The 25,973-nt window shown below is 58.4% G+C and carries 29 protein-coding genes; 22 read left to right on the top strand and 7 right to left on the bottom strand.

Annotation, left to right across the window (positions count from 1 at the left end):
• Positions 1 to 49: 49 nt before the first annotated feature.
• Complete coding sequence (locus tag GH656_RS13340) at positions 50 to 304, bottom strand: accessory factor UbiK family protein (protein ID WP_153076381.1); 255 nt, start codon at positions 302 to 304, stop codon at positions 50 to 52.
• A gap of 387 nt (positions 305 to 691) precedes the next feature.
• On the opposite strand from GH656_RS13340, the gene GH656_RS13335 reads away from it, so the two are divergent.
• The 7 genes from GH656_RS13335 to ptsP all read left to right on the top strand — a co-directional run bounded on the left by GH656_RS13335 (position 692) and on the right by ptsP (position 8,116).
• A complete protein-coding gene (locus GH656_RS13335; protein WP_153076380.1) occupies positions 692 to 1,030 on the top strand; it encodes a P-II family nitrogen regulator in 339 nt (112 codons plus the stop codon).
• 49 nt (positions 1,031 to 1,079) lie between these two features.
• The gene (locus GH656_RS13330) at positions 1,080 to 2,489 is read left to right on the top strand and encodes an ammonium transporter (protein WP_153076379.1); all 1,410 of its coding nucleotides are present in this window, start codon (positions 1,080 to 1,082) and stop codon (positions 2,487 to 2,489) included.
• Between the two features lie 255 nt (positions 2,490 to 2,744).
• Positions 2,745 to 4,034 (top strand): glutamate--cysteine ligase, encoded by a 1,290-nt coding sequence (gshA, locus tag GH656_RS13325; RefSeq protein WP_153076378.1) that lies wholly within the window; start codon positions 2,745 to 2,747, stop codon positions 4,032 to 4,034.
• A gap of 73 nt (positions 4,035 to 4,107) precedes the next feature.
• On the top strand, positions 4,108 to 5,064 hold the full coding sequence (gene gshB / locus GH656_RS13320; protein ID WP_153076377.1) for a glutathione synthase: 957 nt from the start codon (positions 4,108 to 4,110) through the stop codon (positions 5,062 to 5,064).
• A gap of 235 nt (positions 5,065 to 5,299) precedes the next feature.
• Positions 5,300 to 5,770 carry a PTS sugar transporter subunit IIA gene (locus tag GH656_RS13315; protein ID WP_153076376.1) on the top strand — a complete coding sequence of 157 codons (471 nt, stop codon included), beginning with the start codon at positions 5,300 to 5,302 and terminating at the stop codon, positions 5,768 to 5,770.
• 70 nt (positions 5,771 to 5,840) lie between these two features.
• Positions 5,841 to 6,110 carry an HPr family phosphocarrier protein gene (locus GH656_RS13310; protein WP_153076375.1) on the top strand — a complete coding sequence of 90 codons (270 nt, stop codon included), beginning with the start codon at positions 5,841 to 5,843 and terminating at the stop codon, positions 6,108 to 6,110.
• Between the two features lie 257 nt (positions 6,111 to 6,367).
• Positions 6,368 to 8,116 carry a phosphoenolpyruvate--protein phosphotransferase gene (ptsP, locus tag GH656_RS13305; RefSeq protein WP_153076374.1) on the top strand — a complete coding sequence of 583 codons (1,749 nt, stop codon included), beginning with the start codon at positions 6,368 to 6,370 and terminating at the stop codon, positions 8,114 to 8,116.
• A 93-nt stretch (positions 8,117 to 8,209) separates the two neighbouring features.
• On the opposite strand, the gene GH656_RS13300 is transcribed toward ptsP, so the two are convergent.
• The 3 genes from GH656_RS13300 to gpmA form a co-directional block, all read right to left on the bottom strand.
• Positions 8,210 to 9,001, bottom strand: a complete 792-nt coding sequence (locus GH656_RS13300) for a HesA/MoeB/ThiF family protein (protein ID WP_153076373.1) — start codon at positions 8,999 to 9,001, stop codon at positions 8,210 to 8,212.
• Positions 9,002 to 9,148: 147 nt separating this feature from the next.
• Positions 9,149 to 10,810 carry a S41 family peptidase gene (locus tag GH656_RS13295; RefSeq protein ID WP_246184268.1) on the bottom strand — a complete coding sequence of 554 codons (1,662 nt, stop codon included), beginning with the start codon at positions 10,808 to 10,810 and terminating at the stop codon, positions 9,149 to 9,151.
• A gap of 300 nt (positions 10,811 to 11,110) precedes the next feature.
• Positions 11,111 to 11,857, bottom strand: a complete 747-nt coding sequence (gene gpmA, locus GH656_RS13290) for a 2,3-diphosphoglycerate-dependent phosphoglycerate mutase (protein ID WP_153076372.1) — start codon at positions 11,855 to 11,857, stop codon at positions 11,111 to 11,113.
• Positions 11,858 to 11,994: 137 nt separating this feature from the next.
• On the opposite strand from gpmA, the gene GH656_RS13285 reads away from it, so the two are divergent.
• From GH656_RS13285 to GH656_RS13270, 4 genes are all read left to right on the top strand, one after another.
• Complete coding sequence (locus GH656_RS13285) at positions 11,995 to 12,414, top strand: rhodanese-like domain-containing protein (protein ID WP_153076371.1); 420 nt, start codon at positions 11,995 to 11,997, stop codon at positions 12,412 to 12,414.
• Positions 12,411 to 12,671 carry a glutaredoxin 3 gene (gene grxC, locus GH656_RS13280; RefSeq protein WP_153076370.1) on the top strand — a complete coding sequence of 87 codons (261 nt, stop codon included), beginning with the start codon at positions 12,411 to 12,413 and terminating at the stop codon, positions 12,669 to 12,671. Before GH656_RS13285 ends, grxC begins: the two co-directional genes overlap by 4 nt.
• A 141-nt stretch (positions 12,672 to 12,812) precedes the next feature.
• On the top strand, positions 12,813 to 13,286 hold the full coding sequence (gene secB, locus GH656_RS13275) for a protein-export chaperone SecB (protein WP_153076369.1): 474 nt from the start codon (positions 12,813 to 12,815) through the stop codon (positions 13,284 to 13,286).
• Positions 13,287 to 13,295: 9 nt separating this feature from the next.
• Entirely contained in the window at positions 13,296 to 14,294 is a 999-nt protein-coding gene (locus GH656_RS13270; RefSeq protein WP_153076368.1) for an NAD(P)H-dependent glycerol-3-phosphate dehydrogenase, read from the top strand.
• A gap of 126 nt (positions 14,295 to 14,420) precedes the next feature.
• Here GH656_RS13270 and trmL read toward each other — a convergent pair whose 3' ends face one another.
• Together trmL and GH656_RS13260 are read right to left on the bottom strand one after the other, a co-directional pair.
• On the bottom strand, positions 14,421 to 14,891 hold the full coding sequence (trmL, locus tag GH656_RS13265) for a tRNA (uridine(34)/cytosine(34)/5-carboxymethylaminomethyluridine(34)-2'-O)-methyltransferase TrmL (RefSeq protein WP_153076367.1): 471 nt from the start codon (positions 14,889 to 14,891) through the stop codon (positions 14,421 to 14,423).
• Between the two features lie 25 nt (positions 14,892 to 14,916).
• Positions 14,917 to 15,735 (bottom strand): ComF family protein, encoded by an 819-nt coding sequence (locus GH656_RS13260; RefSeq protein ID WP_246184267.1) that lies wholly within the window; start codon positions 15,733 to 15,735, stop codon positions 14,917 to 14,919.
• Positions 15,736 to 15,818: 83 nt separating this feature from the next.
• Here GH656_RS13260 and GH656_RS13255 point away from each other — a divergent pair, with 83 nt between their 5' ends.
• From GH656_RS13255 to GH656_RS13220, 8 genes are all read left to right on the top strand, one after another.
• On the top strand, positions 15,819 to 16,784 hold the full coding sequence (locus tag GH656_RS13255; protein WP_425495865.1) for a methyltransferase domain-containing protein: 966 nt from the start codon (positions 15,819 to 15,821) through the stop codon (positions 16,782 to 16,784).
• Between the two features lie 321 nt (positions 16,785 to 17,105).
• A complete protein-coding gene (locus tag GH656_RS13250; protein WP_425495864.1) occupies positions 17,106 to 17,534 on the top strand; it encodes a DUF2244 domain-containing protein in 429 nt (142 codons plus the stop codon).
• Between the two features lie 53 nt (positions 17,535 to 17,587).
• Entirely contained in the window at positions 17,588 to 19,165 is a 1,578-nt protein-coding gene (coxB, locus tag GH656_RS13245; protein WP_153076365.1) for a cytochrome c oxidase subunit II, read from the top strand.
• 40 nt (positions 19,166 to 19,205) lie between these two features.
• A complete protein-coding gene (gene ctaD / locus GH656_RS13240; RefSeq protein WP_153076364.1) occupies positions 19,206 to 20,816 on the top strand; it encodes a cytochrome c oxidase subunit I in 1,611 nt (536 codons plus the stop codon).
• A gap of 121 nt (positions 20,817 to 20,937) precedes the next feature.
• Positions 20,938 to 21,078, top strand: a complete 141-nt coding sequence (locus GH656_RS17910; protein WP_153076363.1) for a cytochrome oxidase small assembly protein — start codon at positions 20,938 to 20,940, stop codon at positions 21,076 to 21,078.
• 53 nt (positions 21,079 to 21,131) lie between these two features.
• Positions 21,132 to 21,743 carry a cytochrome c oxidase assembly protein gene (locus GH656_RS13230; RefSeq protein WP_425495882.1) on the top strand — a complete coding sequence of 204 codons (612 nt, stop codon included), beginning with the start codon at positions 21,132 to 21,134 and terminating at the stop codon, positions 21,741 to 21,743.
• A gap of 26 nt (positions 21,744 to 21,769) precedes the next feature.
• Complete coding sequence (locus GH656_RS13225; RefSeq protein WP_153076361.1) at positions 21,770 to 21,979, top strand: DUF2970 domain-containing protein; 210 nt, start codon at positions 21,770 to 21,772, stop codon at positions 21,977 to 21,979.
• A 110-nt stretch (positions 21,980 to 22,089) separates the two neighbouring features.
• Positions 22,090 to 22,947, top strand: coding sequence for a cytochrome c oxidase subunit 3 (locus GH656_RS13220; RefSeq protein WP_153076360.1), 858 nt, complete (start codon positions 22,090 to 22,092; stop codon positions 22,945 to 22,947).
• Positions 22,948 to 23,092: 145 nt separating this feature from the next.
• Here the strand turns inward: GH656_RS13220 and GH656_RS13215 are convergent, their stop codons facing one another.
• On the bottom strand, positions 23,093 to 23,302 hold the full coding sequence (locus GH656_RS13215) for a twin transmembrane helix small protein (RefSeq protein ID WP_153076359.1): 210 nt from the start codon (positions 23,300 to 23,302) through the stop codon (positions 23,093 to 23,095).
• An 87-nt stretch (positions 23,303 to 23,389) separates the two neighbouring features.
• Here GH656_RS13215 and GH656_RS13210 point away from each other — a divergent pair, with 87 nt between their 5' ends.
• The 3 genes from GH656_RS13210 to GH656_RS13200 all read left to right on the top strand — a co-directional run bounded on the left by GH656_RS13210 (position 23,390) and on the right by GH656_RS13200 (position 25,952).
• Positions 23,390 to 24,106 carry an SURF1 family protein gene (locus GH656_RS13210; protein WP_153076358.1) on the top strand — a complete coding sequence of 239 codons (717 nt, stop codon included), beginning with the start codon at positions 23,390 to 23,392 and terminating at the stop codon, positions 24,104 to 24,106.
• 98 nt (positions 24,107 to 24,204) lie between these two features.
• Positions 24,205 to 24,831: an SCO family protein gene (locus GH656_RS13205; RefSeq protein WP_217352273.1), complete on the top strand. Its 627-nt coding sequence runs from the start codon at positions 24,205 to 24,207 to the stop codon at positions 24,829 to 24,831.
• Positions 24,832 to 24,860: 29 nt separating this feature from the next.
• Positions 24,861 to 25,952: a COX15/CtaA family protein gene (locus GH656_RS13200; RefSeq protein WP_153076356.1), complete on the top strand. Its 1,092-nt coding sequence runs from the start codon at positions 24,861 to 24,863 to the stop codon at positions 25,950 to 25,952.
• The last annotated feature ends 21 nt before the right edge of the window (positions 25,953 to 25,973 follow it).

The raw sequence follows: 25,973 nt of genomic DNA, 5'->3' as shown, positions 1-25,973 counted from the left end.
CGCTGATGACGTCACGGCTCGCTCGCCAGTGATACGCCGCCTGATTAGCCTATGAAGCAGGCGTGAGCGGCATTTTTTGCTCTAGTTCGGCGACACGCCGCTCGAGTTCTTCCAGCCGTGTACGGGTGCGCACCAGAACCTGGGTTTGGGTATCGAATTCTTCACGCGTGACCAGATCGAGTTTAGAAAAGCCTTGCGACAGCACGGCCTTCACGTTGCGTTCGACATCTTTCACGGGTGAGTTCTTGAGCAGGTCGCTGACCTTGGCTTGCAGGTCGTTGAAAACATCATTGGGTTGCTTCATGGGGATTCTCCTGAACGCACAAAAGAAGTGCGTGTGTTGTGACATGGGGGCTGGGATGTGGCGCATGCGCGAAGCTGGTGCATGGCTGCTGCTATTGCAGTGACTGCCTGAGGTGAAAAGCCTGCGAGCACTCTAGCAACGATCCGCGTGGCACGCCACTGTGTCCCGCCAGCGTTAGCCACAAGGCCAGGAGCAGCTTGGGTTCTGGCCTGGTTCGAGCTGGTCTGTGACGCGCAGCGCGCAAGTCTGCCATAGACATGGCACGGGAGTTGCTGTTGTATGCGATGCAGGCACCCGCCGCCAGAGTTGGCGGCGACGGGTGAGCGTCACGGCGAGCGGTATGAGGCACTCAGCCGGACCCGTATTAGTCACCACAGCGAGGAATTCATGAAGCTCATTACCGCAATCATCAAGCCGTTCAAGCTCGACGAGGCGCGCGAAGCCTTGTCGGCCATCGGCGTCTCCGGCATCACGGTGACCGAGGTCAAGGGCTTTGGCCGGCAAAAAGGCCATACCGAGTTGTATCGCGGCGCGGAATATGTCGTCGATTTTCTGCCGAAGGTCAAGATCGAAGCCGCCGTGTCGGATGAGATCGTTGAACAGGCCATCGAAGCCCTTGAGCAGGCGGCGCGTACCGGCAAGATTGGGGACGGCAAGATTTTCGTCACCCCGATTGAGCACGTGATCCGCATCCGTACCGGCGAGACTGGTGCCGACGCGCTGTAAAACGATTCGCCACTAAGCCACTAATACAGCAACGCAAGAGGAAATGAAGATGCGCAACTTACTGATGTCCTTGCTGATGGCGGGATCGCTGCTTGCTGGTGGTATGGGGGTAGCGCTCGCGGATGACGCTCCCGCAAGTGCTGCTGTCACGGCAAACACTGGCGTCAGCGCCACCCTTCCCGTCGCCGCCACTCCAGCCCTGGCTCCCGCGCCTGCTGCCCCGTCACTGGTTGACGCCACGAAAATCAGCTCGGGAGACACCGCCTGGATGCTGACCTCGACGGCGCTGGTGCTATTCATGACGATTCCTGGTCTTGCGCTGTTTTACGGCGGCATGGTGCGCAAGAAGAACGTGCTGTCGATGCTGATGCAGAGCTTTGCTATCACCTGCGTCATCACGGTGCTCTGGACCGTGGTGGGCTACAGCCTGGCCTTTACGCCAGGTGGCGCGTTTCTCGGCGGGCTATCGCGCGTGTTTCTGAGCGGCATGAGCTACATCAAGGGCGACAAGGCCACGCTGCTGAGCGTCAGCCATCTTGCCCCCACCATTCCCGAAACGGTCTATTTCGTCTACCAGATGACGTTTGCGATCATCACGCCAGCGCTGATTACCGGCGCGTTTGCTGACCGGATGAAATTTTCATCGATGCTGGTGTTCATGACCCTGTGGTCGATCATCGTCTACTCACCGATTGCGCACATGGTGTGGGAGCCGACTGGCTGGCTGGCGAGCCAGGGCATTCTTGATTTCGCTGGCGGCACGGTGGTGCACATCAACGCAGGGATTGCCGCGCTGGTCTGCTGTCTGGTGCTGGGCAAGCGCGTGGGCTATGGCCGTGAAGCGATGGCACCGCACAACCTGGTTCTGACGCTGATCGGCGGCGCGATGCTGTGGGTGGGCTGGTTCGGTTTCAATGCGGGCTCGGCGCTGGCGGCTGACGGCCGCGCCGGCTTTGCGATGCTGACGACGCAAATCGCTACCGCGATGGCCGCGCTCGGCTGGATGTTCACCGAGTGGCTGACGCGAGGCCGTCCGTCCGTGCTGGGGATTGTTTCGGGTGCGGTCGCGGGGCTGGTGGCGATTACCCCCGCGTCGGGTTTTGTTGGCGTGACGGGCGCGTTGGTGATTGGCCTGGTGGCTGGCGTGGTGTGCTTCTGGACTGCCACCTGGCTGAAACACAAGCTTGGCTATGACGATTCACTCGACGCGTTCGGCGTGCATTGCGTGGGCGGCATCGTTGGCGCGTTGCTGACGGGCGTGTTCGCGGTGAAGGAGATTGGCGGGATGGATGGCAGCGTGCTGCTGCAAGCCAAGGGCGTGCTGGTGACGCTGGTCTACAGCGGCGTGGTGAGCTTTGTGCTGTTGAAGCTGATCGACTGGACCATGGGCTTGCGTGTCACCGAAGAGCAGGAGCGCGAAGGACTCGATGTGGCGCTACATGGCGAGCATGTTGAATGATTCGGGCGCACGATGTATCGCGCATGGCTTGAACTGAACTGGGTTGAGCGGATTTGACATGGATTAAGCCCAACGCCTGCTTTGCTGCGGGCGTTGGGCTTTTGTCGCGGCCTCTGGGCATTTCCTGCAGACGCTGCTGGCTATCGCAGCGATAGCCAGCAGCGATGCTTTCCGCATGCTTGCGAATGTGCAAAGCAGCCCCAAATGAAAGGGGCATTGCACTACAATCGTCCCTCTTCAGTTTGCGAGTGATCCATGGTTCCGCACCTAGTTACGGCCCTGAATGGCCCGCTGCTCGATCTTGAGCGCAAGATCCTCGACGCCACGCCCGCCATCGAACGCTGGTTTCGTCTCGAATGGCAGGAGCACACGCCGCCGTTTTACTGCTCAGTCGATCTGCGTAACGCCGGTTTCAAACTTGCGCCCGTCGATACCAATCTGTTTCCTGGCGCATTCAATCAGTTACCCGCAGAAGTTTTGCCGCTGGCGGTGCAGGCGGCCATGGCTTCCATCGAAAAAATCTGCCCTGACGCGAAGAACCTGCTGGTCATTCCAGAGCGGGATACGCGCAATACCACCTATCTGCAGAACATCGCCCGGCTCGCGCTCATCATGCGTCACGCGGGTTTGAACGTGCGTTTTGGCACGCTTGATGAAACCGTGACTCATCCGGTCAGCATCGCGTTGCCTGATGGACAGAAGCTGCTGCTTGAGCCGCTTGAGCGCTCGGCACGGCGGCTTGGCCTGAAAAATTTCGATCCGTGTTCAATCCTGCTGAATAACGATTTGTCTGGCGGCATCCCGCCCGTGCTTGAAAACCTGCACGAGCAGTATTTGCTGCCGCCGCTGCATGCGGGCTGGGCCGTGCGGCGCAAATCGACGCATTTTTCCTGCTACGACGATGTGGCCAGGAAGTTCGCCAAGATGGTCGAAATCGATCCCTGGATGATTAATCCGTACTTCGCGCGAGTGGAAGGCGTTGATTTCGAAGCCCGCACCGGCGAAGCCGCGCTGGCTGACGCGATTGACGGCGTGCTGAAAAAGATTGCAAAAAAGTACCGTGAATACGGCATTACTGAAAAACCTTATGTCGTCGTCAAGTCCGATGCGGGCACCTATGGCAAGGGCGTGATGACGCTGCACGATGCTTCGGAGCTTGCCGCGCTCAAGCGCCGCGAGCGCACCAAAATGGCCGCATCAAAAGATGGCCTCGAAGTGCATGACGTGATGGTGCAAGAAGGCGTGCACACCTTCGAGCGCGTGGGCGAAGAGGTCGCAGAACCCGTGGTGTACATGATCGACCGCTATGTCGTCGGTGGCTTTTACCGGGTGCATGGCAGCCGCGAACGCGATGAGAATCTGAACGCACCTGGGATGCATTTTGTGCCGCTGGGCTTCGAACATACGGCGCTGCCCGATGCGCATGCCAAACCTGGCGTGGCACCGCCTAACCGTTTTTACATGTATGGCGTAGTGGCGCGTCTTGGGCTGCTGGCCGCATCGATTGAGCTTGAAAAAACCGACCCGGAAGCGATTCAGGTTTGACCATGCCCACCTCGCCCATCCGGGTCATGAGTGAACAGGCAACGCGAGGCTGTCCAGGCACATCAGGATTTTTATGAACATTCTTTTTATCGCTGACCCGCTGGATCGCTTTCAGATCTACAAGGATTCGACCTACGCGATGATGGCTGAGGCCGCCGCGCGTGGCCACACGCTCTACGCCTGCGAGCCGGGGCACCTGGCATGGAGCGGCGGTGAGGTCGAAGCCAACGTGCGGCGCTTCACGATTACGGGTGATCTGGCCGACAAGCGCCGTTCGCCATGGTTTGCCGCAGAGGCGGCCAGCCCTCGTTTGCTGAAAGACTTCGGTGCGGTGCTCATGCGCAAGGACCCGCCGTTCGACATGGAATATGTCACCGCGACCTGGCTGCTCGAACTCGCCGAACGCAGCGGCGCGCGTATTTTCAACAAACCGCAGGCGATCCGCGACCATTCCGAAAAACTGGCGATTGGCGAATTCCCGCAGTTTGTCGCGCCGACGCTGGTTACGCGCGACGCGGCGCGCTTGCGGGCGTTTCATGCCGAGCACGGCGACATCATTCTGAAGCCGCTGGATGGCATGGGCGGCATGGGCGTGTTCCGTGTGACAGCGGATGGCATGAATCTCGGTTCCATTATCGAAATGCTGAGTCACGATGGCTCGCGCTCAGTCATGGCGCAGAAGTTTCTTCCCGAAATCAAGAATGGTGACAAGCGCATCTTGTTGATTGGCGGCCAGCCTGTGCCGTATGTGCTGGCGCGCATCCCCCAGGGCAGCGAGGTGCGCGGCAATCTGGCGGCGGGCGGGCTCGGGCGGGCGCAGCCGCTAACCGACCGCGACCGCGAGATCGCTGTCACGCTTGCGCCGGTGCTGTTCGAGCGAGGTTTGCTGCTGGTCGGGCTCGATGCGATTGGCGACTGGCTGACTGAGGTCAATGTGACGAGCCCAACGTGCTTCCGCGAAATCATGGATCAGACCGGGTTTGATGTGGCGGCGATGTTTATCGACGCGCTAGAGCGTGCAGCAGGCTGATGTATCGCGCATGGTTGGCGGCTGGTGTGACGGGCTTTTTGCTGGCTATGGCTGCCCGAAAAATAGGCAAATGGGCCTGTTACAATGCCCCGCTTCCGGGTTGATGGCTATATCTGGGCGCGGCTCACACGATGTAACGGAGAGCGTAGCGGCCAGTGCCAGCGTCAGTTTTTCAGGCGTTTGAAGTACGGCAGGTCCGCCAGGATACAGAACCGTTTTTTGCAGCAAGGCTGATATGGCAGGCATTCTGATTATTGCGCACGCTCCCTTCGCCACGGCGCTTCGGGAGTGCATTGCCCACATCTATGGTGGTTTGCCCGCCCGCATTGGGGTCATTGATGTATTGCCTGATAGCGATCCGGTAAAAATACTGGCGTTTGCGCACACCGAGATCGAGCGGCTCAAGGAAGATAACGGCGCGTTGGTGCTGACCGACATGTTTGGTGCGACGCCATCGAATATCGCCGGCCGCCTGGCCACGTTGCCGCAGGTGCGAGTACTGGCTGGCGTGAATCTGCCGATGTTGCTGCGGGCAGTCTGTTATCGCACCACGCCGCTGGATACGCTGATCGACAAGGCACTGGCGGGCGCGACCAAAGGCATCCACGCGATTACGCCAGGAACACCCCAGCCCACCACTGCGCCAGGCTGCTCTGACCCATGTGCGGCTACGCCGCCAGTGCCTAAGACGGACTCATCTGACTAGCCGGGCCTGCGGTGGCATCGCTTCCCGTTTTACTTTCATTCTCTTTATCACCTGCGTTTCGGACTCTTACATGCTGCAACAGGAAACAACTATCGTGAACAAGCTGGGGCTGCACGCTCGTGCCTCGGCCAAGCTAACGCAACTCGCGGGCAATTTTCAGGCGGAAATCTGGATGAGCCGCAATGGCCGCCGGATTAACGCAAAAAGCATCATGGGTGTGATGATGCTGGCCGCTGGGATCGGCAGCACCGTGCTGATCGAAACCGATGGCGCTGACGAAGAGCAGGCGATGGCCGCCTTGCTCAAGCTGATTGCCGACAAATTTGGCGAAGGTCAGTAACGCGAGTTCAGAATTTATCTGCACCAGGACGCCGCGCTCGACTCGCGGCGTTTTTTTTAGCGGGTCACAATACGCGACGCGCATCATCATGCAGACCGACACATCAGCATCACAGTTGTCTGGCAAGCTCGGCGAAAGCGCAAAGCAGTCACCATAAATCAATCCAGGCGCGGCGGAATTTATCGCGGCAAATAGAGTCTGAAGCCATTCTTGCGGGTTGCCGCAACATTGCGCAACGCATAACGAGAGGAGGGCGTGTGTCGTTCACGCTGCATGGAATTCCCGTGTCACGCGGTATCGCTATTGGGCGGGCATATCTGATTGCCCCAGCGGCACTCGACGTCGACCATTATTTGCTTGAGCAGTCCCAGATCGAAGACGAGGTGGAGCGTTTTCGTGTGGCACAGCGCCTGGTGCATCAGGAACTCGACACGTTGCGCGCCGATCTCGCCGCCGACGCTCCGAGCGAAATGGGCGCATTCATCAACGTCCACAGCATGATCCTGAATGACGCGATGCTGGTGCAGGAGACGATAGATCTGATCCGCACCCGCCGCTATAACGTCGAATGGGCGCTGACGGAGCAGCTCGAACGTTTGTCGCGCCATTTCGACGATATCGAAGACGAATATCTGCGTGAGCGCAAAGCTGACATTCAGCAGGTCGTGGAGCGGGTGCTCAAGGCGCTTGCCGGTGCTTCCGTCACGACTCTGGCAGACAGCGAGCACGGCACCTGTAACGAGATGATCGTGGTCGCGCATGACATCGCGCCGGCCGACATGATGCAGTTCAAGACGCAGACGTTTCAGGGCTTTGTGACGGATCTGGGTGGGCGCACGTCGCACACGGCGATTGTCGCGCGCAGCCTCGGTATTCCGGCGGCGGTTGGGGTGCAGCAGGCCAGCGCGCTGATTCGTCAGGACGACCTGATTATTGTGGACGGCGATCACGGCATCGTGATTGTTGATCCCGCGCCCATCGTGCTCGAAGAGTATTCCTACCGTCAAAGTGAGAAAGTGCTTGAACAGCGCAAGCTGCAGCGCCTGAAGTTCTCGCCCACGCAAACGCTGTGCGGCACGCGCATCGAACTGTCCGCGAATATCGAATTGCCCGATGATGCCCGCGCGGCAGTCGAAGCCGGGGCAACGGGCATTGGTCTCTTCCGCACTGAATTCCTCTTTATGAATCACGAGCATCATTTGCCGGAGGAAGAGGAGCAGTTCGACGCCTATCGCCGTGCCGTTGAGTTGATGAACGGCTTGCCGGTGACCATTCGCACGATTGATGTGGGCGCGGACAAGCCGCTTGAGTCCATGGGCAACGATGGTTACGAAACAGCGATGAATCCCGCGCTTGGGTTGCGGGCGATTCGCTGGAGCTTGTCTGAGCCACAGATGTTTCTGACCCAGTTGCGGGCGATCTTGCGGGCTTCCGTGTTTGGGCCGGTGAAGATTCTGATTCCGATGCTCGCGCACGCGCGTGAAATCGACCAGACCCTGGATCTGATTCATGAAGCCAGGCACCAGCTTGACGCAGCGGGCCTGGCCTACGATCCGAATGTGCGTGTGGGCGCGATGATCGAGATTCCCGCTGCGGCGCTTGCACTGCCGTTATTTCTCAAGCGGCTCGATTTTCTGTCGATCGGGACCAACGACTTGATTCAATACACGCTGGCGATTGATCGCGCAGATAACGCCGTGGCGCATCTGTATGACCCGTTGCATCCCGCCGTGCTGCACCTGATTGGCTACACCCTGCGCGAAGCCAAACGCGCGGGCGTTCCGGTGTCCGTCTGCGGTGAAATGGCGGGCGATCCAGCGCTGACTCGCTTGCTGCTCGGGATGGGGCTAACGGAGTTTTCGATGCACCCTAGCCAGTTGCTGGTGGTGAAGCAGGAAGTATTGCGCTCGCATCTGAAAACGCTGGAGAAACCTGTTGCCGACGTGCTGGCGTCATTCGAGCCAGAAGAGGTACAAGCGGCGCTGAAACGGGTGGCGCAGGCTTGAGTCAGGTTTGCCAGGGTTTGACGGCTGGTATGAAAACGCCCTGGTTGCTGGTGATGCAACCAGGGCGTTTATGTTTCGGCGATGGTGCCTAGTCTAAGTCTCATGCTCTGGCGGCAGCGCATCAGTTGGCGAGGGGCGCGGGTGCCCGCAAACCGGGCAACCTGGCTGGCGGGCGATACGCATGGTGGTCCATTCCATCTGCAGCGAGTTGAGCATCATCAGGCGGCCAACCAGTGGCGTGCCGATTCCGGCAATTACGCGCAGCGCCTCAGCCGCCTGCATAGCCCCGATGATGCCAACGGTTGGAGCAAACACGCCCATCGTTGAGCAGGCCACTTCTTCAAATGGCTGATCTTCTGGAAAGATGCACGCATAACACGGTGACGCGGCATCGCGGAAATCGAACGTGCTGATCTGGCCATCGAAGCGTAACGCCGCCCCTGATATCAAAGGCACCCGATGGGAGAAGCAGACCCGGTTGATGGCGTGACGGGTGGCGAAGTTGTCGCTGCAATCGAGCACCACGGTGGCTTGCGGCACTGCATTGGCGAGCCACGTGCCGTCTACCCGCTCGGCGACGGCATGCACCTGCACCTCGGGGTTTAACGCCGCAAGCATGGCGCGGCCTGAATCGACTTTCTTGTGCCCCACCGAGGCTGTGACATGAAGGATCTGGCGCTGCAAATTGGTCAGATCAACCGTATCGGCATCGACTAGTGTCAGGCTGCCAACGCCCGCCGCCGCGAGATACATCGCAGCGGGCGAGCCAAGCCCGCCTGCTCCAATGATGAGCGCATGTGCATCGAGAAAGCATTGCTGCGCTTCGATACCTAGTTCATCGACAAGAATATGGCGGGAATAGCGCAGGAGCTGATCGTCGTTCATCGCGTGGCGCGAAGCGGAGTGTGTGGGGGGATGGCTGGCGTAAGACGCCGTTGCGCGAAGCTGGGGGAATGCTCGGACTCGCGCGGGAGGGGAGTAGGTGAAGGTCTTTGCGGAGGACGCCGCAAAGACCTTCAGGCCAGGCAAATGTTACTTGCCTTGTGTGGCTGGTGCCGGTGTTGAGGCCGGCGTTGCTGCGGATGCGGCCGCTGGTACAGCATGCGAAGCCGCCGCAGGTGCTGAAGCAGGCGTTGCATGTGAAGCCGCCGCAGGTGCTGAGGCAGGCGTTGCTGCGGACGCGGCCGCTGGAGCAGAAGCCGGCACGGCAACAGGCGCGGAAGCCGATTGCGCAGGCTTGCTATGTGCGAGACGGCGTTCCGTAGTCGACTTCGACTCTTGCACTGGTTTGCCTTCGAGCTTGTTCAACGCTTGCTGAAGCATGAAATCATCTGCCGAACCGAATTCGACCGGCTTGCGCTCACGATCTTTTTGCCGCTGTTCTGGCGTTTTCTTGTCGTTTTGCTCTTCCAGGATACGCAATTGATCCATGCGTTCCTGCTCGCGCTGCTCCTGTTCTTTCTTTTCGTTCGGATCCTGGGTATTGGCCAGGTGGTTCGAGTAATCGACTTCGCGCGTCACCAGCGCGTCATCCGGATCACCTTCTGCGAACTGGTCGATAGCGATATCCGGACGGATACCCTTGTTCTGGATCGAGCGGCCGCTTGGCGTGTAGTAATAGGCGGTGGTGAGGCGCAATGCCGTGTTGGCGGTCATCGGACGCACGGTTTGCACCGACCCCTTGCCGAAGGTGGTTTTGCCGAGAATCAGCGCACGATGCTGATCTTGCAATGCACCCGCGACAATTTCCGACGCCGATGCCGAATACGCATTGGTCAACACAACTATCGGCACGGTTTTGAAGATCGGAGGCAGGTTCTTGAGCGGATCGCCATCGAATGAAGGCAGGCGGTAGTTCTCGTAAGTGTCACGATAAATCTGCTTGGAATCCGGTATCTGGCCGTTAGTCGACACGACGACCGAATCTGGCGGCAGGAACGCACCAGCCACACCCACGGCGCTTTGCAGCAGCCCGCCGCCGTTATTGCGCAGATCGAGCACGAGGCCCTTCAGGTCGGGTTGCTGGCGCGCGATGTCTTTGAGCTTGGCTGCCAGATCAGGCGTGGTGCGTTCCTGGAAGCTGGTGATGCGGACATAGGCATAACCGGGCGCAGGTATTTTGGTCTTGACGCTTTGTACCTTGATGATCGCGCGCGTGACGGTGAGCGGGAACGTGCGGTCGTCGGTTTTGCGGAAGATGGTCAGCGTGACCTTGGTGCCCGGCTCGCCGCGCATTTGCTTGACGGATTTGTCGAGCGTCATGCCGCGTACCGGTTTGTCGTTGATGCGGGTAATCAGGTCGCCGGAGCGAATGCCCGCGCGAAACGCCGGAGTGTCTTCAATCGGCGAAATGACCTTGATGAGGCCATCTTCCTGGGAGATCTCGATACCTAGCCCGGCGAAGCGGCCTTTGGTCTGCTCCTGGAGTTCCTGGTAGTCGGTTTTGTCGAGATAGGACGAGTGCGGATCGAGGCTGGAAACCATGCCCTTGATCGCCGACGTCAGCAGTTTCTTATCGTCAACTGGTTCGACGTACTCATGCTTGATCTGCCCGAAAACTTCGGCAAAAAGCCGCAACTGTTCAAGTGGCAGGGGCGCGGGTTGCTGAGCTGAGGCGGAAATTTGCAACGTGGCAAATACGCCAGTAGCAAGGCCCGCAGCGATCAGGCCGATATTTTTCAGGTTCTTTCGCATAGAGTCTGGTGCGGTCGGAGGCGCGTGGCAGCGTCGATAGAGAGGAGGCGGACAAGTATAACTGCACACCCGGTATGCCTGTGAAGTGAACCGGGCTGCAATCCGACTTCGACCGGGCCAGAAGGGGCGGGTTCTTGAGATAGATCTGATTGCTGCAAAGAAATATCCGGTAATCGCTTTCACCGGATAGTGCTGCATGCCGTCTGGGGGAGGTTTGAGTTTGAATCAGGGGGCCGCGCCAGAAAGCATGCTGCTTTCTTTTCTTTGACCCAGCCCCGCCAAGACCTGATGCAGATGCGCTCAGCCCGCCTTGCCCTGGCTGGCAACGGCCGCTTGCGCTTGCGCGATCGCGTCCTGGTCGCCCAGGTAGTAATGCCGCACGGGCTTCAGGTTTTCATCGAGTTCATAGACCAGCGGCACGCCGTTTGGAATATTCAGCCCGACGATATCGGTATCGGAAATGTTATCCAGATACTTGATGAGCGCCCGGAGCGAATTGCCATGCGCCGCGATTAGCACCTTGCGGCCGGACTTGATTGCTGGTGCGATAGATTCGTTCCAGATTGGCAGCACGCGTGCGACGGTGTCTTTCAGACATTCGGTCAGGGGCAAATCGGCGCGCGGCACCTTGGCGTAACGCGCGTCACCAAAGGGCGCGCGCTTATCCGAAGGATCAAGTGCGGGCGGTGGGGTGTCATAGCTGCGACGCCATGTCAGCACTTGCGCATCGCCATACTGGGCCGCTGTTTCCGCCTTGTTCAGGCCTGACAGTGCGCCGTAATGGCGTTCGTTGAGACGCCACGAATGCACCACGGGCAAATACATTTGGTCCATCTGGTCCTGCACATGCCAGAGCGTGCGGATGGCACGCTTGAGCACCGAGGTGTAAGCGATATCAAAGGTGTAGCCCGAGGCTTTCAGCAGCACACCTGCTTGCTGCGCTTCGCGGTTACCCTGTTCGGTCAGGTCGACATCGACCCAGCCGGTGAAGCGGTTTTCCTTGTTCCACGTCGATTCGCCGTGGCGGATGAGAACGAGTTTGTACATAAGAGGCCGGTCGGTAGTAAGGAAGCGGTAAAGCGACGTTGCGAGGCTGGTTTGCCGAACCAGGGCCATCGCAGCAGGCGGTTATTTTATAATGGCGGGATTGCCTTTCCGATCTCTCTTTTTTCGGCGGATTTTCCGTGAAGTTTTTCACTGATTACACAAACCTTGCACTCATTGCAATTGTCCTCATCTCCGGTGGGCTGCTGCTGTGGCCGAGTCTTCGGCGCCGCGGGGGCCTTTCGGCGACTGACGCCACCCAGTTGATTAACCGGCGCAACGCGGTGGTGCTTGATCTGCGGCCTGCGGCAGATTTTGCCGCAGGTCATCTGCCCGCGGCACGGCATCTTGAATTGGCCGACCTGAAAGCGAAAATCTTGCAACTTGTGAAAAACAAGAGCAACCCGGTTTTGCTGGTGTGCCAGACTGGTCAGCAGTCTAGCCGGGCGGCTAACACCGTGCGTGAAGCGGGTTACGCCGAGGTCCATGTGCTTGAAGGCGGAATGAGTGCCTGGCAGCGAGCCGGTATGCCGGTAGTGAAACAAGGAGTTGCAAAGTGAACAAGGTCGTGATGTACAGCACCCAGGTGTGCCCTTATTGCCAGATGGCCGAACGTCTCTTAAAGTCGCGCGGCGTTGAGCAGCTTGAAAAGGTGCTCATCGACAAAGACCCGGCGCGGCGGGAAGAAATGATGACTCGTACCGGTCGCCGTACTGTGCCGCAGATATTTATCGGCGAAACCCATGTGGGCGGCTACGACGATCTTTCCGCACTCGACCGTTCAGGTGGCTTGATACCGCTCCTTGAAGCGGTTTGAGCGCTTAGATCCAGGTGCATTGAGTAATGCGCGCTGCCATTCTTGCTGAATGGCAGCGCGCATCGTATATATTTGGCGGGCATCTGACGGCCCTATAAGGCCGCGGCCCGTTGTAACGAAAACATTCAGGGAGTTTTAGCCATGTCCGACGAGAACAATCAGCCGTTTTTCAACATTCAGCGTATCTATCTAAAAGATATGTCGCTTGAGCAACCCAATTCACCTGCGATCTTCCTCGAACAGGAAATGCCTTCGGTTGAAGTTGAGGTTGACGTCAAAGCTGAACGCCTTGCTGACAACGTATTTGAAGTTCTCGTCACCGGCACGGTGACTGCCAAGGTGCTGGACAAGGTGGCTTTTCTGATCGAAGCCAAGCAGGCCGGCATCTTCGATATCCGCAATATTCCTGAAGACCAGATTGATCCGCTGATCGGCATCGCTTGCCCGACGATCCTGTTCCCGTATCTGCGCTCGAATGTCGCTGACGCGATTAGCCGCGCAGGTTTTCCACCGATCCATCTCGCTGAAATCAACTTCCAGGCGCTGTATGAACAGCGTCTCGCGCAAATTGGCAGCCAGAGTGAAGCAGCAAGCCCGAATGGCATGACGCATTAGGCGTTGCGCATGAAGATTGCCGTTCTCGGTGCTGGAGCCTGGGGTACTGCGCTCGCCGCTCACCTGGCCAGGCATCACGATACTGTGCTGTGGGCGCGCGATAGCGCCCTGGTGGCCGAGCTGCAGCGCTGTCACGAAAACGCCCGCTACCTTGCGGGCGTTGCGCTACCCGCCAGCCTGCGCTATGAAACCGATCTGAGCGCTGCATTGGCGCATGCGCAAGGCGCAGAGGCGTTGTGCGTCATCGGCACGCCAGTGGCTGGCTTGCGTGGGTTGTGCCAGACCCTGCGCGATGAGGCGCAGATCCCACACCATCTCATCTGGCTGTGCAAAGGCTTCGAGGCGGGCACTTCATTGTTGCCGCATCAGGTGGTCGCAGCCGAACTTCCCCAGCATCACAGCAACGGCGTATTGTCCGGGCCCAGCTTTGCACGCGAAGTGGCGCTTGGATTGCCTGTCGCACTAACCGTGGCAAGCCCGTCGCGGGCATGCCAGGAGCGAACTGTCGCGGCCTTTCACCATGACGCGATGCGCATTTATACCGGCGATGATGTCGTCGGCGTCGAAGTGGGGGGGGCCGTCAAGAACGTGCTGGCTATTGCCACCGGGATTGGCGACGGCCTGGGGCTTGGGCTCAACGCCCGGGCAGCGCTTGTAACGCGTGGCCTGGCGGAAATGTCGCGGCTTGGCGTGACCCTCGGAGGCCGCGCGGAAACCTTTACCGGGCTCACGGGCCTAGGCGACCTGATTCTTACCGCGACGGGCGATCTGTCGCGTAACCGGACGGTGGGTATGCAACTGGCCACCGGACGCTCGCTGGCCGACATCCTTGCTGCACTGGGGCACGTCGCGGAAGGCGTGCGTTGCGCACAGGCCGTGCTGGCGCTGGCCCACGCGCATGCGATTGAGATGCCGGTGACACAGGCGGTATGCGCCGTTTTGTTTGATGGCGTAGCGCCGCGCGATGCCGTGAGCGCCTTGCTGCGCCGTGATGCCCGAGCTGAATAGCGGGGTTCTGTTGCGCTCAGTTTTGGCTCGGGTTTGTCAGGACGGGCGTCGCTGCATTCGTCGCTCCTCGCCTTGCTACTGCCTGCATAGTCTCGCTTTATCTTTCGTTCCTGCCGGGGGAATCGCTCAGATTCCCCCGGCAAAACCCATTTGACGCCATGCTTCGAACACCACGATTGCCACCGTGTTCGACAGGTTCAGACTCCGGTTGTCGGGCCGCATTGGCAGCCGGACCCGCTGCTCTGCACTGAAATGCCCGAGCACCTCCTCAGGCAGGCCGCGCGTCTCCGCACCGAAAATAAACCAGTCACCAGCCACGAACGTGCTGGCGTGAAAGCGCCCTGCGCCGCGCGTGGTAAAGGCGAACATGCGTGCGGCATCAGGCGTTTCTGTGCGGACGAACGCATCCCAACTGGCATGAACCTTCATTTGCGCGTACTCGTGATAATCGAGCCCGGCGCGTCGCAGTTTGGTGTCATCGAGCGGAAAGCCGAGAGGTTCAATCAGGTGAAGGTGCACGCCAGTATTGGCGCACAGCCGGATCACGTTACCCGTGTTCGGGGGAATTTCGGGCTCGACAAGAACAACGTTGAACATGATGTGGACCTGAATGGGTGAGGGGCTAGTTTTTTGTTGTGCGCAAGGCGACGAGGTTGGTGACGCGCTTCGCCCCCGCTGTTTTTAGTGCGTGGGCGATTGCTTCGAGCGTGGCACCGGTGGTCATGACATCGTCAACCAGCACAACGTGCAGGCCCTGCACGGGTTTGACGACTTCAAAGGCCCCTCCGACATTGAGCCGCCTTGCTGCCGGATCAAGCCGGGCTTGCGGCGCGGTATGAATGACACGTTTGAGCAGCGTTGCATCGCTGCGTGTGTGCAGCATGCGTGCGAGTGGCCGGGCAATTTCCCATGCCTGGTTGTAGCCTCTTTCGACTAGCCGCCTGGCTGAGAGTGGAACGGGGGCGATCACGTCGAATTGCCGTTGTGCCTCCGGCAGGTTGAGCGTGAGATGCGCAAATTGCCTGGCGAATTCAGATGCCAGCCTGATACGTGCGCGAAATTTCAGCCCGAGTGCCAGCGCATCGAGGGGCGCGCGATAGTCGCCGAGCGTGAATGTGGCATCGAAGGGGAGTGGTGTACTGGTGCGCTCAGCGCAGCCGGTGCAACGGTTAAGCTGGGCTGGCCGGGTTGGTTGTATGTGGCCCGCGAGCGTGTGCCGTACGGCGAGTGGCAGCGCGCAGACGAGGCAACGTAACCGGGCTTCATTCCAGTGGGTTTCAGCGCAGCTCGGGCACAGCGTGCTACGCGACAGATTGCCGCATAGCGCGCATAAGTTTGGCAGGACGAGTTGCGCTAGCTGTGGCCCGTGTCGCTTCAGCCAGGGGGTGAGCCAGCGGACCCGCCAGGCCAGAAATGGAGCAAACATCGGGAAGACAGGCATGGCTTCGATACGGGAGCCGCTCTGCGGCGCTGAAGAGGGCAAGTGAGCGAGTATACTTCGCGGTCCTCGCCAGCACGATGCCCATGTCCCCAGTTCCTCTCAACCTTGCCCGTCCGGCCAATGATGCCCGGTATTTACGGCGGATTTTCGAGCGCCGCGCCGCGCATTTCGGTGACGTTGCGTTCTTGCCGCGTGAAATTTCACAACGCATGCGTGAGCGTCTTGAATACATTCGGCTCAATCCGGCGCGGGTTCTTGATGCGGGCTGTGGCTATGGCGATGATCTGCCGCAACTGCGTGAGCGGTTTCCGGAGGCACTGGTATACGGCGCTGACTTGTCGCAGGCGATGCTGGCGCGAGCACGTCGCCAGGATGCGCCGGAGGCTCGCTGGCAAAAGCTGCTGCCAGGCCGGTTGGGCGACTGGCTTGCTGCGCGTGGGCCACGGCTGGCTCAGGCTGATTTTTCGGCACTGCCGTTTGCTGCGGGCGCGTTTGACATGATCTGGTCCAATCTCGCGCTGCAATGGCATTCGCGTCCCGATCTGATTTTTCCGGAGTGGCAGCGTGCGCTGAAAGTGAACGGCCTGCTGATGTTCAGCACGTTTGGCCCTGACACGCTCAAGGAGCTGCGTCACGTCTATGCGCAGATCGACACTCAGCGCGGCAACGAAATGCGCGCTCACGTGATTGATTTTGTTGATATGCATGATCTGGGCGACATGCTGGTGGAAAGCGGCTTTGAAATCCCGGTGATGGATCAGGAAACCTTGAAGATTACTTATCAGTCGCCGCAATCGTTGCTGGCGGATGTGCGCCGCTGGGGGGCTTACCCTGCGGTGCGTGAGGGAGCCGCGGGTCTTGGCGGTCGCCGTCTGCACGAAGCCTTGCTGGCTGGGCTGGAAGCCCGTCGCAGCGCGGATGGCAGCATCGCACTGACCTTTGAGGTGATCTATGGACATGCATGGAAAGCGGTGCCGCGCACCACACCGGAAGGGCATGGCATTGTGCGTCTCGAAGAGATTGGGCGAAGGCAGTTGAAGAATCTGTGACGCCGTAAAGTACCGATCTGTTATGCCTGGAATTACGAGAGGAAATCCCTGCCAAATAGTGCGTCAAAACGGCGCAGAGGCTTGTCCCGCATGGCTTGCGGGACGGCGGGGCGTTGCTTGTGGCGGATATCGAACCCGCCTATAATGCGTCAGTTTGTCGCCCGGGGTCCCCAATCTGGGGCGGCAGAATCCGGTGTTGCGAGGTGTTTGCTGCAACCGCATCAGGCGCGTTACAGCGTGCTGGGCGGCGGTTCGCAGGAGATCGTGTTGGACACAACTGGTCTGTCATCAGGTTCGGAGCCGGTGTTAAAAGACTGGCTCATGAAGCGGAACTGTTCGGTTTCACCACGGCAGTTTGTGTGCTTTTACGTATCGCTTGCGTTGTTCTCGCTGGTAATTGCTTCCCTGCTGGTTTTATGCGGCGCGTGGCTGGTGTTGCCGTTTACCGGGGTTGAATTGCTGGCAGTAGGTGTCGCTTTTGTCGCGTATGCGCGCCATGCGGTCGATTACGAACGTATCCGGTTGTTTGAGAACCGGCTGGTGATTGAGCAGGTTAGCGCTGAGCAGCGCACACAGTTCGAATTTAATCCGCGCTGGGTGCGGGTCGAGCCGGGTGCTTCGCCGTATGCGCCTGTCCGGCTGGTTTCGCGTGGCGAGTCAATCGTGATTGGACAACATCTCGCGCTGTACCGGCGTGCGCAGTTTGCTCACGAGTTGCGCATGTGGCTTCGGCGTTGTGGTTCGTGCTAGCGCGGGTCCATGGCTGGAGCGAGGCGCACCCTTCAGAGGGGTCGAGGGTTTGAATGGAATTTATGGGTAAGGAAGCTATGAAAACAATCAAGCGAGCCCTCACGGGCGTGCTGGCCTGCAGCGGGCTGCTTTTCGCCGGCGTCGCCCTGGCCGTTGGCGATAGTCCTGGCGGCCCGGCTGTCAACGAGATCAATCTCCAGCCGCCTGTGACAAAAATCGCTGAGGAGCTCTACGATCTCCACACATTCATGCTGATTCTCTGCACGGTGATTTTTATCGCCGTGTTTGGCGTGATGTTCTATTCGATCATTGCTCACCGCAAATCGAAGGGCCACAAGCCAGCTAATTTCCACGAAAGCACCACCGTCGAAATTATCTGGACGATTGTCCCGTTCATCATCGTTGTCCTGATGGCATTGCCTGCCACCAAGACCGTCGTGGCGATGAAAGACACAACCAATGCTGATCTCACCGTGAAAGTCACCGGTTATCAGTGGAAGTGGGGTTACGACTACGTGAAGGGTCCGGGCGAAGGCATCAGCTTTCTGTCCACGCTGACCACGCCACGTAGCGAAGTGAATGGCCAGACGCCAATCACCGATACCTACCTGCAAGAGGTAGATAACCCGCTTGTGGTGCCGGTCGACAAAAAAATCCGCATCATCACTACCGCCAACGACGTCGTTCACTCCTGGTACGTACCGGCCTTCGGCGTCAAACAAGACGCGATTCCTGGTTTTGTACGCGATACGTGGTTCAAGGCGGAGAAGGTCGGGACTTATCGCGGCTTTTGCACTGAACTGTGCGGCAAGGAACATGCGTACATGCCGGTGGTCGTGACTGTGCTGTCAGCCGACGACTACGCCAAATGGGTCGAGAGCCAGAAGCAAAAAATGGCTTCCAGCACAGATGATCCGAATAAAACCTACACGCTGGCAGAGCTTTCCGGGCGTGGCGAGAAGGTTTATGCGGCCCACTGCGCGGTATGCCATCAGCCGAACGGCAAGGGCATGGGCGTATTCCCGGCGATTGATGGCAGCAAGGTGGCCAATGGCCCGATTGCCGAACACGTCAGTCTGGTGCTCAAAGGCAAGGGCGCGATGCCACCTTGGGCTTCATCCCTGAACGATGTCGAAATTGCTTCGGTGGTGACATATCAACGTAATGCCTGGGGCAATCACACTGGCGATGTTCTGCAACCGAAGCAGGTTGCGGATGCGCGTAACGGCAAGATGCCTGAAGGCGGTGCGCATCAGGAAGCTGCTGCGCCTGCGGCAGAGGCATCCAGCAGCAGCGATGCACAAGCGCCGCAAGCTGCGTTGCCCGCTAGCGTCTATTTTGAAACCGGCAAGAGCACGCTGCCGGCGGACGCAGGCGCAGCCATTGATGCTGCGGCGGCCTATGCCAAGGCGCATCCAGATGCCCGGTTTGACCTGTCCGGTTTTACCGACAAGACAGGTTCGGCAGATATCAATGCAAAGCTGGCCAAGAGCCGGGCAGAAGCGGTGCGGGATGCCCTGAAGGCAGCTGGTATCGCTGAAGACCACATTAATCTGAAAAAACCGGAAACGATCACGGGCGGCGCTGACGCGAAAGAAGCGCGGCGCGTTGAGATCAGCCCGGCAGCCTGACGTGTCACGGTCAGAAAAGCATTCGTTTTAGGAGATTGTCATGTCTATCGGACACGATGTAGTCGCGGGCCATGCTCATGAGCACGACGACCACGCCCATGATATGCCGCATGGCTGGCGTCGCTGGCTGTTCGCCACCAACCACAAGGACATCGGTACGTTGTACCTATTGTTCTCTTTCATCATGTTCCTCTCAGGGGGCGTGATGGCATTGATGATTCGCGTTGAGTTGTTTGAGCCTGGGTTGCAGATCATGCGGCCAGAGTTTTTTAACCAGCTCACCACCATGCACGGCCTGATCATGGTGTTTGGCGCGATCATGCCGGCCTTCGTTGGTTTCGCTAACTGGATGATTCCACTCCAGATCGGCGCTTCTGACATGGCGTTTGCGCGGATGAACAATTTCAGCTTCTGGCTTCTGCCCGTTGCCGCGACATTGTTGATGGTCTCGTTTTTTGTCCCTGGTGGTGCGACTGCCGCAGGCTGGACGCTGTATGCGCCGCTTTCGACGCAAATGGGTCCAGGCATGGATTTCGCCATTTTTGCCATCCACTTGATGGGTGCGTCTTCGATCATGGGCGGTATCAATATCGTCGTGACGATTCTGAACATGCGCGCACCTGGCATGACGCTGATGAAAATGCCGATGTTTGCATGGACCTGGCTGATTACCGCGTATCTGCTGATTGCGGTGATGCCTGTTCTGGCGGGCGCAATTACGATGGTGCTGTTTGATCGTCACTTCGGCACGTCGTTCTTTAATGCGGCCGGCGGTGGTGACCCAGTGATGTATCAGCATATTTTCTGGTTCTTTGGGCACCCCGAGGTTTACATCATGATCTTGCCGGCGTTCGGCATCGTCTCGCAGGTCATCCCGGCGTTCTCGCGCAAGCCACTGTTTGGCTACAGCTCGATGGTTTATGCCACGGCGTCAATTGCCATTCTGTCGTTCATGGTCTGGGCGCACCACATGTTTGCGACAGGGATGCCGGTCACGGGTCAGTTGTTCTTCATGTATGCCACGATGCTGATCGCAGTTCCAACTGGCGTGAAGGTATTTAACTGGGTTGCGACGATGTGGCGCGGTGCGCTGTCGTTTGAAACCCCTATGCTGTTTGCAATTGGCTTTTTGTTCGTATTCACGATGGGTGGGTTCACCGGGCTGATGCTGTCGATGGCACCGCTTGATATCCAGTACCACGGCACGTATTTCGTGGTCGCCCACTTCCACTATGTGTTGGTGGCCGGATCGCTCTTCGCATTGTTCTCCGGGTGGTATTACTGGGCACCGAAGTGGACCGGCTGGATGTACAACGAGACACGCGGCCAGATTCACTTCTGGACCTCGATGATCTTCTTCAACATCACGTTTTTCCCGATGCACTTCGTTGGTCTTGCCGGTATGCCGCGTCGTTATGCCGATTACCCAGCGCAGTTCACTGACTGGAATCAAGTGGCTTCGATTGGTGCATTTGGCTTTGGTCTGGCACAGGTTTACTTCCTGTTTGCAGTTGTATTGCCAGCCTATCGGGGTGGTGGTGAGCTGGAAAAAGCTGCGGACAAACCGTGGGATGGCGCAATTGGTCTTGAGTGGACCGTCCCGAGTCCCGCACCGTTCCATACGTTCGAGAAGCCGCCAACGGTTGAATAATCACGAATAGCAACGCCAAGAGTCTCTGGTCCTGCGGTTTCACGCCGGGCTAGGGTCTTGCTGGCGGTTGGGTTTCACCGTAGCTTTATCTACCGTCACGGCAATATTCAGATAATTCAGCATGACCCGAAATCCACAAGAAAGACGTAGTCCCACCGAGATTCGTGCGGGCAATGTGCGGCTCGGTTTAATTTTGCTCGTGGTTGTCGCCGTTTTTTTTACGGGTGCTGTTATCAGTCAGTGGATCGCCTCCTCTTCCTGATGGTGGTGCTGCCTGAGTCTGGTCTGACGGCCTGTTAAGGAAGTTTGATGTCGATGCAAAAGCCACCGGTCGAAAGCGATCGCTCATTTAACCGCTTGATGCTGGTTAAGCTCATCGTCGTTGCCTTTCTGATGTTTGGTTTTGGTTTTGCGCTGGTGCCGATGTACCAGGCGATCTGCCAGATCACTGGCATTAACAATCTGGTGCAGCGTGATGTGACAGCCAAGGCGGCGAAGAACACCCAGGTGGACACCAGCCGGACGATTTCAGTTGAGTTTGATGCGAATGCCCGCGGGCCGCTTGGCTTCAAGCCTGAGCAGTTCAGCATGAATGTGCATCCTGGCGAAATAGCGACGGTTGTCTACCAGGTCACCAACAAGCAAGGCCGCACAATCCAGGCGCAGGCTATTCCAAGCTATGCGCCGAAGCAGGCCACAGAATTTTTCAAAAAGATCGAGTGTTTCTGCTTTACCCAGCAAACGCTGGCACCGAATGAAACCAGGCATATGCCGGTGGTGTTCGTGGTTGATCCGAAGCTGCCGAAAGATGTCAAAACGATCACGTTGTCTTACACGTTTTTTGAGTTGAATACGCCTGCGCCTACGGTGCGGGCTGGTACACCGGTGGCACAAACCGGTGCCAGTGTTGTGGCTGATCCGGTCTGAAGACTGGGCGGCAAAAGGTGGACGCAATGAGCGATAAAGACAGTAACGCCCGGAAAAGCACATTCGGCCAGACGATGAAGGCGGTGATGTGGTCGTTTCTGGGGGTGCGCAAGCGGCGTGATCTGGAAGCAGATGCGATGCATTTGAATCCGCTGCACGTCGTGCTGGCGGCTTTTATCGGCATGGCGATCTTCATCGGTTTGCTGATACTGGTTGTGCATGCGGTCGTGGGATAGCGCACGAGTTTAGGTGCCACGCGGTGCGGCAGGCGCGCAGCGCAAGAGAATAGCAATAGAGATACAACCGGAGATTTCCGGAACAACTGGACTGAAGTGGAGAATCAAGAATGAGCGGTCAAAACGAGAGCCCGTATTATTTCGTCCCGCACCCGTCGCGGCATCCGGTCAGCGCAGCCGTGGGCTTGCTGGTTATGCTCGGATCGGTGGCGGCGTGGATTAACGGTGAGACTTGGGCACCTGTCACGACGTTTCTCGGGCTGCTGTGGGTGCTTTACACGTTATGGCACTGGTTTGGCGATGCGATCGCCGAGTCGGAAAGCGGCCTGTATGGCAAGCATGTCGACAAGTCTTATCGCTGGAGCATGAGCTGGTTCATCTTCTCCGAGGTGATGTTCTTTGCCGCATTTTTTGGCGCGCTGTTTTATGCCCGTGAAATCGCGCTGCATCAGCTTGGCAGCCTTGATTACAAACTGATCTGGCCAGATTTTTCGGCGGTTTGGCCGAATGATGGTCCTGCCGCTTTGGTCTCGCATTTCAAGACGATGGGGCCATGGCCTGTACCGACGATCAACACGGCGCTGCTTTTGTCGTCGGGTGCTACGTTGACCGTGTCGCATCACGCGTTGCGTGAAAACCATCGTAGCCGTGCGATTGCGTGGATGGCGGCAACACTTGTGCTCGGTGTGTGCTTTTTGTTCCTGCAAGGTTATGAGTATTTCCATGCCTACAACGAGCTGAACTTGACGCTTGCTTCGGGTGTATATGGTTCAACGTTCTTTTTGCTGACAGGCTTTCACGGGTTTCACGTGTTTCTTGGCGGCACCATGCTGGCGGTGGTGCTGGTGCGGATGATCCGGGGGCATTTCACTGCCGAGCAGCATTTTGCGTTCGAAGGGGCCGCCTGGTACTGGCACTTTGTCGACGTCGTATGGCTTGGGCTGTATGTCGTCGTGTACTGGTTATAAACGTGGTTTCAAGCAGTTTTGCGCACAAGTTTGATGGCTGTTGCGTGAAGCTGCTGCAAGAATTTTCTCGCGCCGCCCTTGACCCTGTCAGGGCGGCGTTTGTTCTCATACGCCCGGCTGAGCGGTGCGCGCGGCTTTGGCTAGATCAGCGCCCGTATGGGATGCCGGTGGACTGAATCCAGCCCATCCAGTGTGCGAACAGGATGAAGAGAAAGAGCGAGATCGACAGGCCAACACGGGTGGCTAGTGACCACACCATCCGCTTGGTATGGCCCCGGTCATGCATCATGAAATACAGTGCGGAAACCAGGCTGGCAATAATCAGAATGAAGGCGATTGGAACGAGAATGTGCATGGAATTGGTTGAAATCCGGAAGCTCAAAGGCGATCCAGCGATTATCGCACTGCCTGTTATCTGTGGTGCTGTCATGGGCGGCGTGCAATGAAGGTCCGCTGGCTTCCTGCGCTGCTGGTTTTGCTGATAGTTGCGGTGACGGTGCGCCTTGGTTTCTGGCAGCGCGACCGGGCCCATCAGAAAGAAGCGCTGCAGGCGCACATCACGCAGTTTGAGCAGGCACCAGTCCGGCACCTCGGTGCCCAGCCGTTCACGCTGCAAGAAATCGAATTTCATCGGGTGCGTGCGACGGGCCAGTTTATGCCGGATAAAGTGGTTTATCTGGATAACCGGCCGTATCGTGACCAGCCAGGTTTTTATGTCGTGATGCCGTTCAGGCTGACGCAAGGCGGCGATGTGCTGGTCAATCGCGGCTGGCTGCCGCGCAATGCGAGCGAGCGGACCACCATCGCGCCTTACCTCACGCCGTCTGGCGAGATCGAGATCGAAGGGATTGCCCGGGCCGATGCCAGCCGTGCGTTTGAGCTTGGACAGGGAGGTTCGGCGGCGCATCAACTGATTCGCCAGAATCTTGATGTGAGCGCCTACGCCAGTGAAACCGGCCTGCCGTTGCAGCCGTTTGTGATCCAGCAGTCTAGCGACACCCATGATGGTCTAGTGCGCGACTGGCCAGCCCCCAATACGGGTGTCGAGCGTAACTATGGCTATATGTTTCAGTGGTGGGGTATAGCGTTCGCAGCCATTGTGCTGGGCTTGTATGCGGCGCGCCGCAGTGCGAAAAAGCCACCTGCACCACACGTGTAATTGCACCGGATGGTGCCTGCCAGACGGCATGGCCCCGACTATTCATTCAATGAGGTTTTGTTGTGTCCAGCCCATCTTCCCGCCCGCCGCAGTCTGATATTTCACCGGCTTCTACAACGCCTCCTGGTCAACCGTCGGGTAAGGGGTCATGGAAGCGTGGCCGCTGGATCGTTCTGCTGCTGGCGCTGGTTTGCGCCGCACCGGTTATCGCGTCGTATCTGACTTACTACGTGTTCAAGCCAACTGGCGGCACTTCCAGCTATGGCACGCTGATCCAGCCGCAGCGGCCGATTCCGCCAGAACTGATGGTTACCGGTGACGATGGCAAACCGCTCAAGCTAGCCTCGATGCGTGGCCGCTGGCTGATGATTTCCGTCGATGGCAGTGCGTGCGACAAAGCGTGCGTAACCAAACTGTTTTTCATGCGGCAAGTCAGGGCTACCCAAGCGGGGCAACGTGAGCGGCTGGTTCCGGTGTGGCTGCGAACCGACTCGTCGAAGGTGGCCGAAGTGATTCGCCAGGCCTATCCCGAGACCGGCATGCTGGTTGTCGATCCAGTGGCTGTGGCGCAATGGTTGCCAACTGACGCAGGGACGGCGGTAACCGACCACATTTATGTGGTTGATCCGAGTGGCAATCTGATGATGCGTTTTCCGAAAGACCCGAACCCCAGCAAGATCAAGGGCGATGTGACGAAGTTGCTGAAATATTCGAGCAACGGTTGACTGGGCTTAAGGGCTGACGAGGGCGAAAGATGTTTGTCTTGCAACTGGGTCTGATCGGTATCTGCATTGCGTTGCTGCCGCTGTCGTATGTGTGGGTCAAGGCCGACGACAGCAAATTTCGCAAGCTGGTTTGGGTCACGACTTTTTTGACGCTGGATCTGGTGATGTTTGGCGGTTTTACCCGGCTGACCGACTCGGGCCTCGGTTGTCCCGATTGGCCAGGATGCTATGGCACCGCTTCGCCGTTCATCGCGCACGCGGCGATTACTGCGGCTCATCAGGCTTTGCCTACTGGCCCCGTCAGCATGACGAAGGCCTGGATCGAAATGATTCACCGTTACTTTGCGATGGCGATTGGGGTGCTGATCGTTGCGCAAACACTGATTGCGTGGGTCGCCCATTGGCGCAAACGCCCGTTGCACGTGTCGCCGTGGTGGCCTACGGGGCTGCTGTTGCTGATTTTGGTACAGGGTGGGTTCGGGGCGTGGACCGTGACGCTCAAGCTGCAACCGGCCATCGTGACATTGCATTTGCTGCTCGGGCTGGCATTGTTGGGCGCGCTGGGCTGGCTGGCGGCACGTCTGACGCCACCGTCCGTGCTGGAACCTGCTGCGGCGCGCTGGCGCACTGCGGCGTGGCTCGCGCTGTTGCTGCTGGTGGTGCAGATCGCGCTAGGTGGCTGGGTGAGCACGAACTACGCGGTGCTGGCCTGCACCGATTTTCCGTTGTGCAATGGCCAATGGATTCCGCCAATGAACTTCGAGCATGGTTTCCATTTATGGCGTGCGCTCGGAATGACTGGCGATGGCGAAGTGATTACCCAGGACGCATTGGTGGCGATTCACTGGACGCACCGCACTTTCGCGCTTGTGGTGGTGGCGTATCTGCTCTGGTTTGCGCTGAAACTGCGGCGTTTCACCTCGTTGCGGCGGTTGGCGAATGGTGTGTTGCTGGTGCTCGTGATTCAGTTTTTCACAGGCTTGTCGAATATCGTTTTGCAATGGCCGTTACCCGTTGCCGTCGCTCACAATGGCGGCGCAGCGCTGCTGCTGCTGTTACTCGTTATGCTAAACTTTCGGATCGCTTCTAGCCGCCGTTCCGGCCGCATAGCTTCTGCCTAATGCGATGCCGCGCCAGCGCTC

The sequence above is a fragment of the Paraburkholderia bonniea genome (assembly GCF_009455625.1).
Taxonomy (GTDB): Bacteria; Pseudomonadota; Gammaproteobacteria; order Burkholderiales; family Burkholderiaceae; genus Paraburkholderia; species Paraburkholderia bonniea.
The sequence above is the reverse complement of the archived record's forward strand: the minus strand, read 5'-3'. Positions and strand labels throughout refer to the sequence as shown.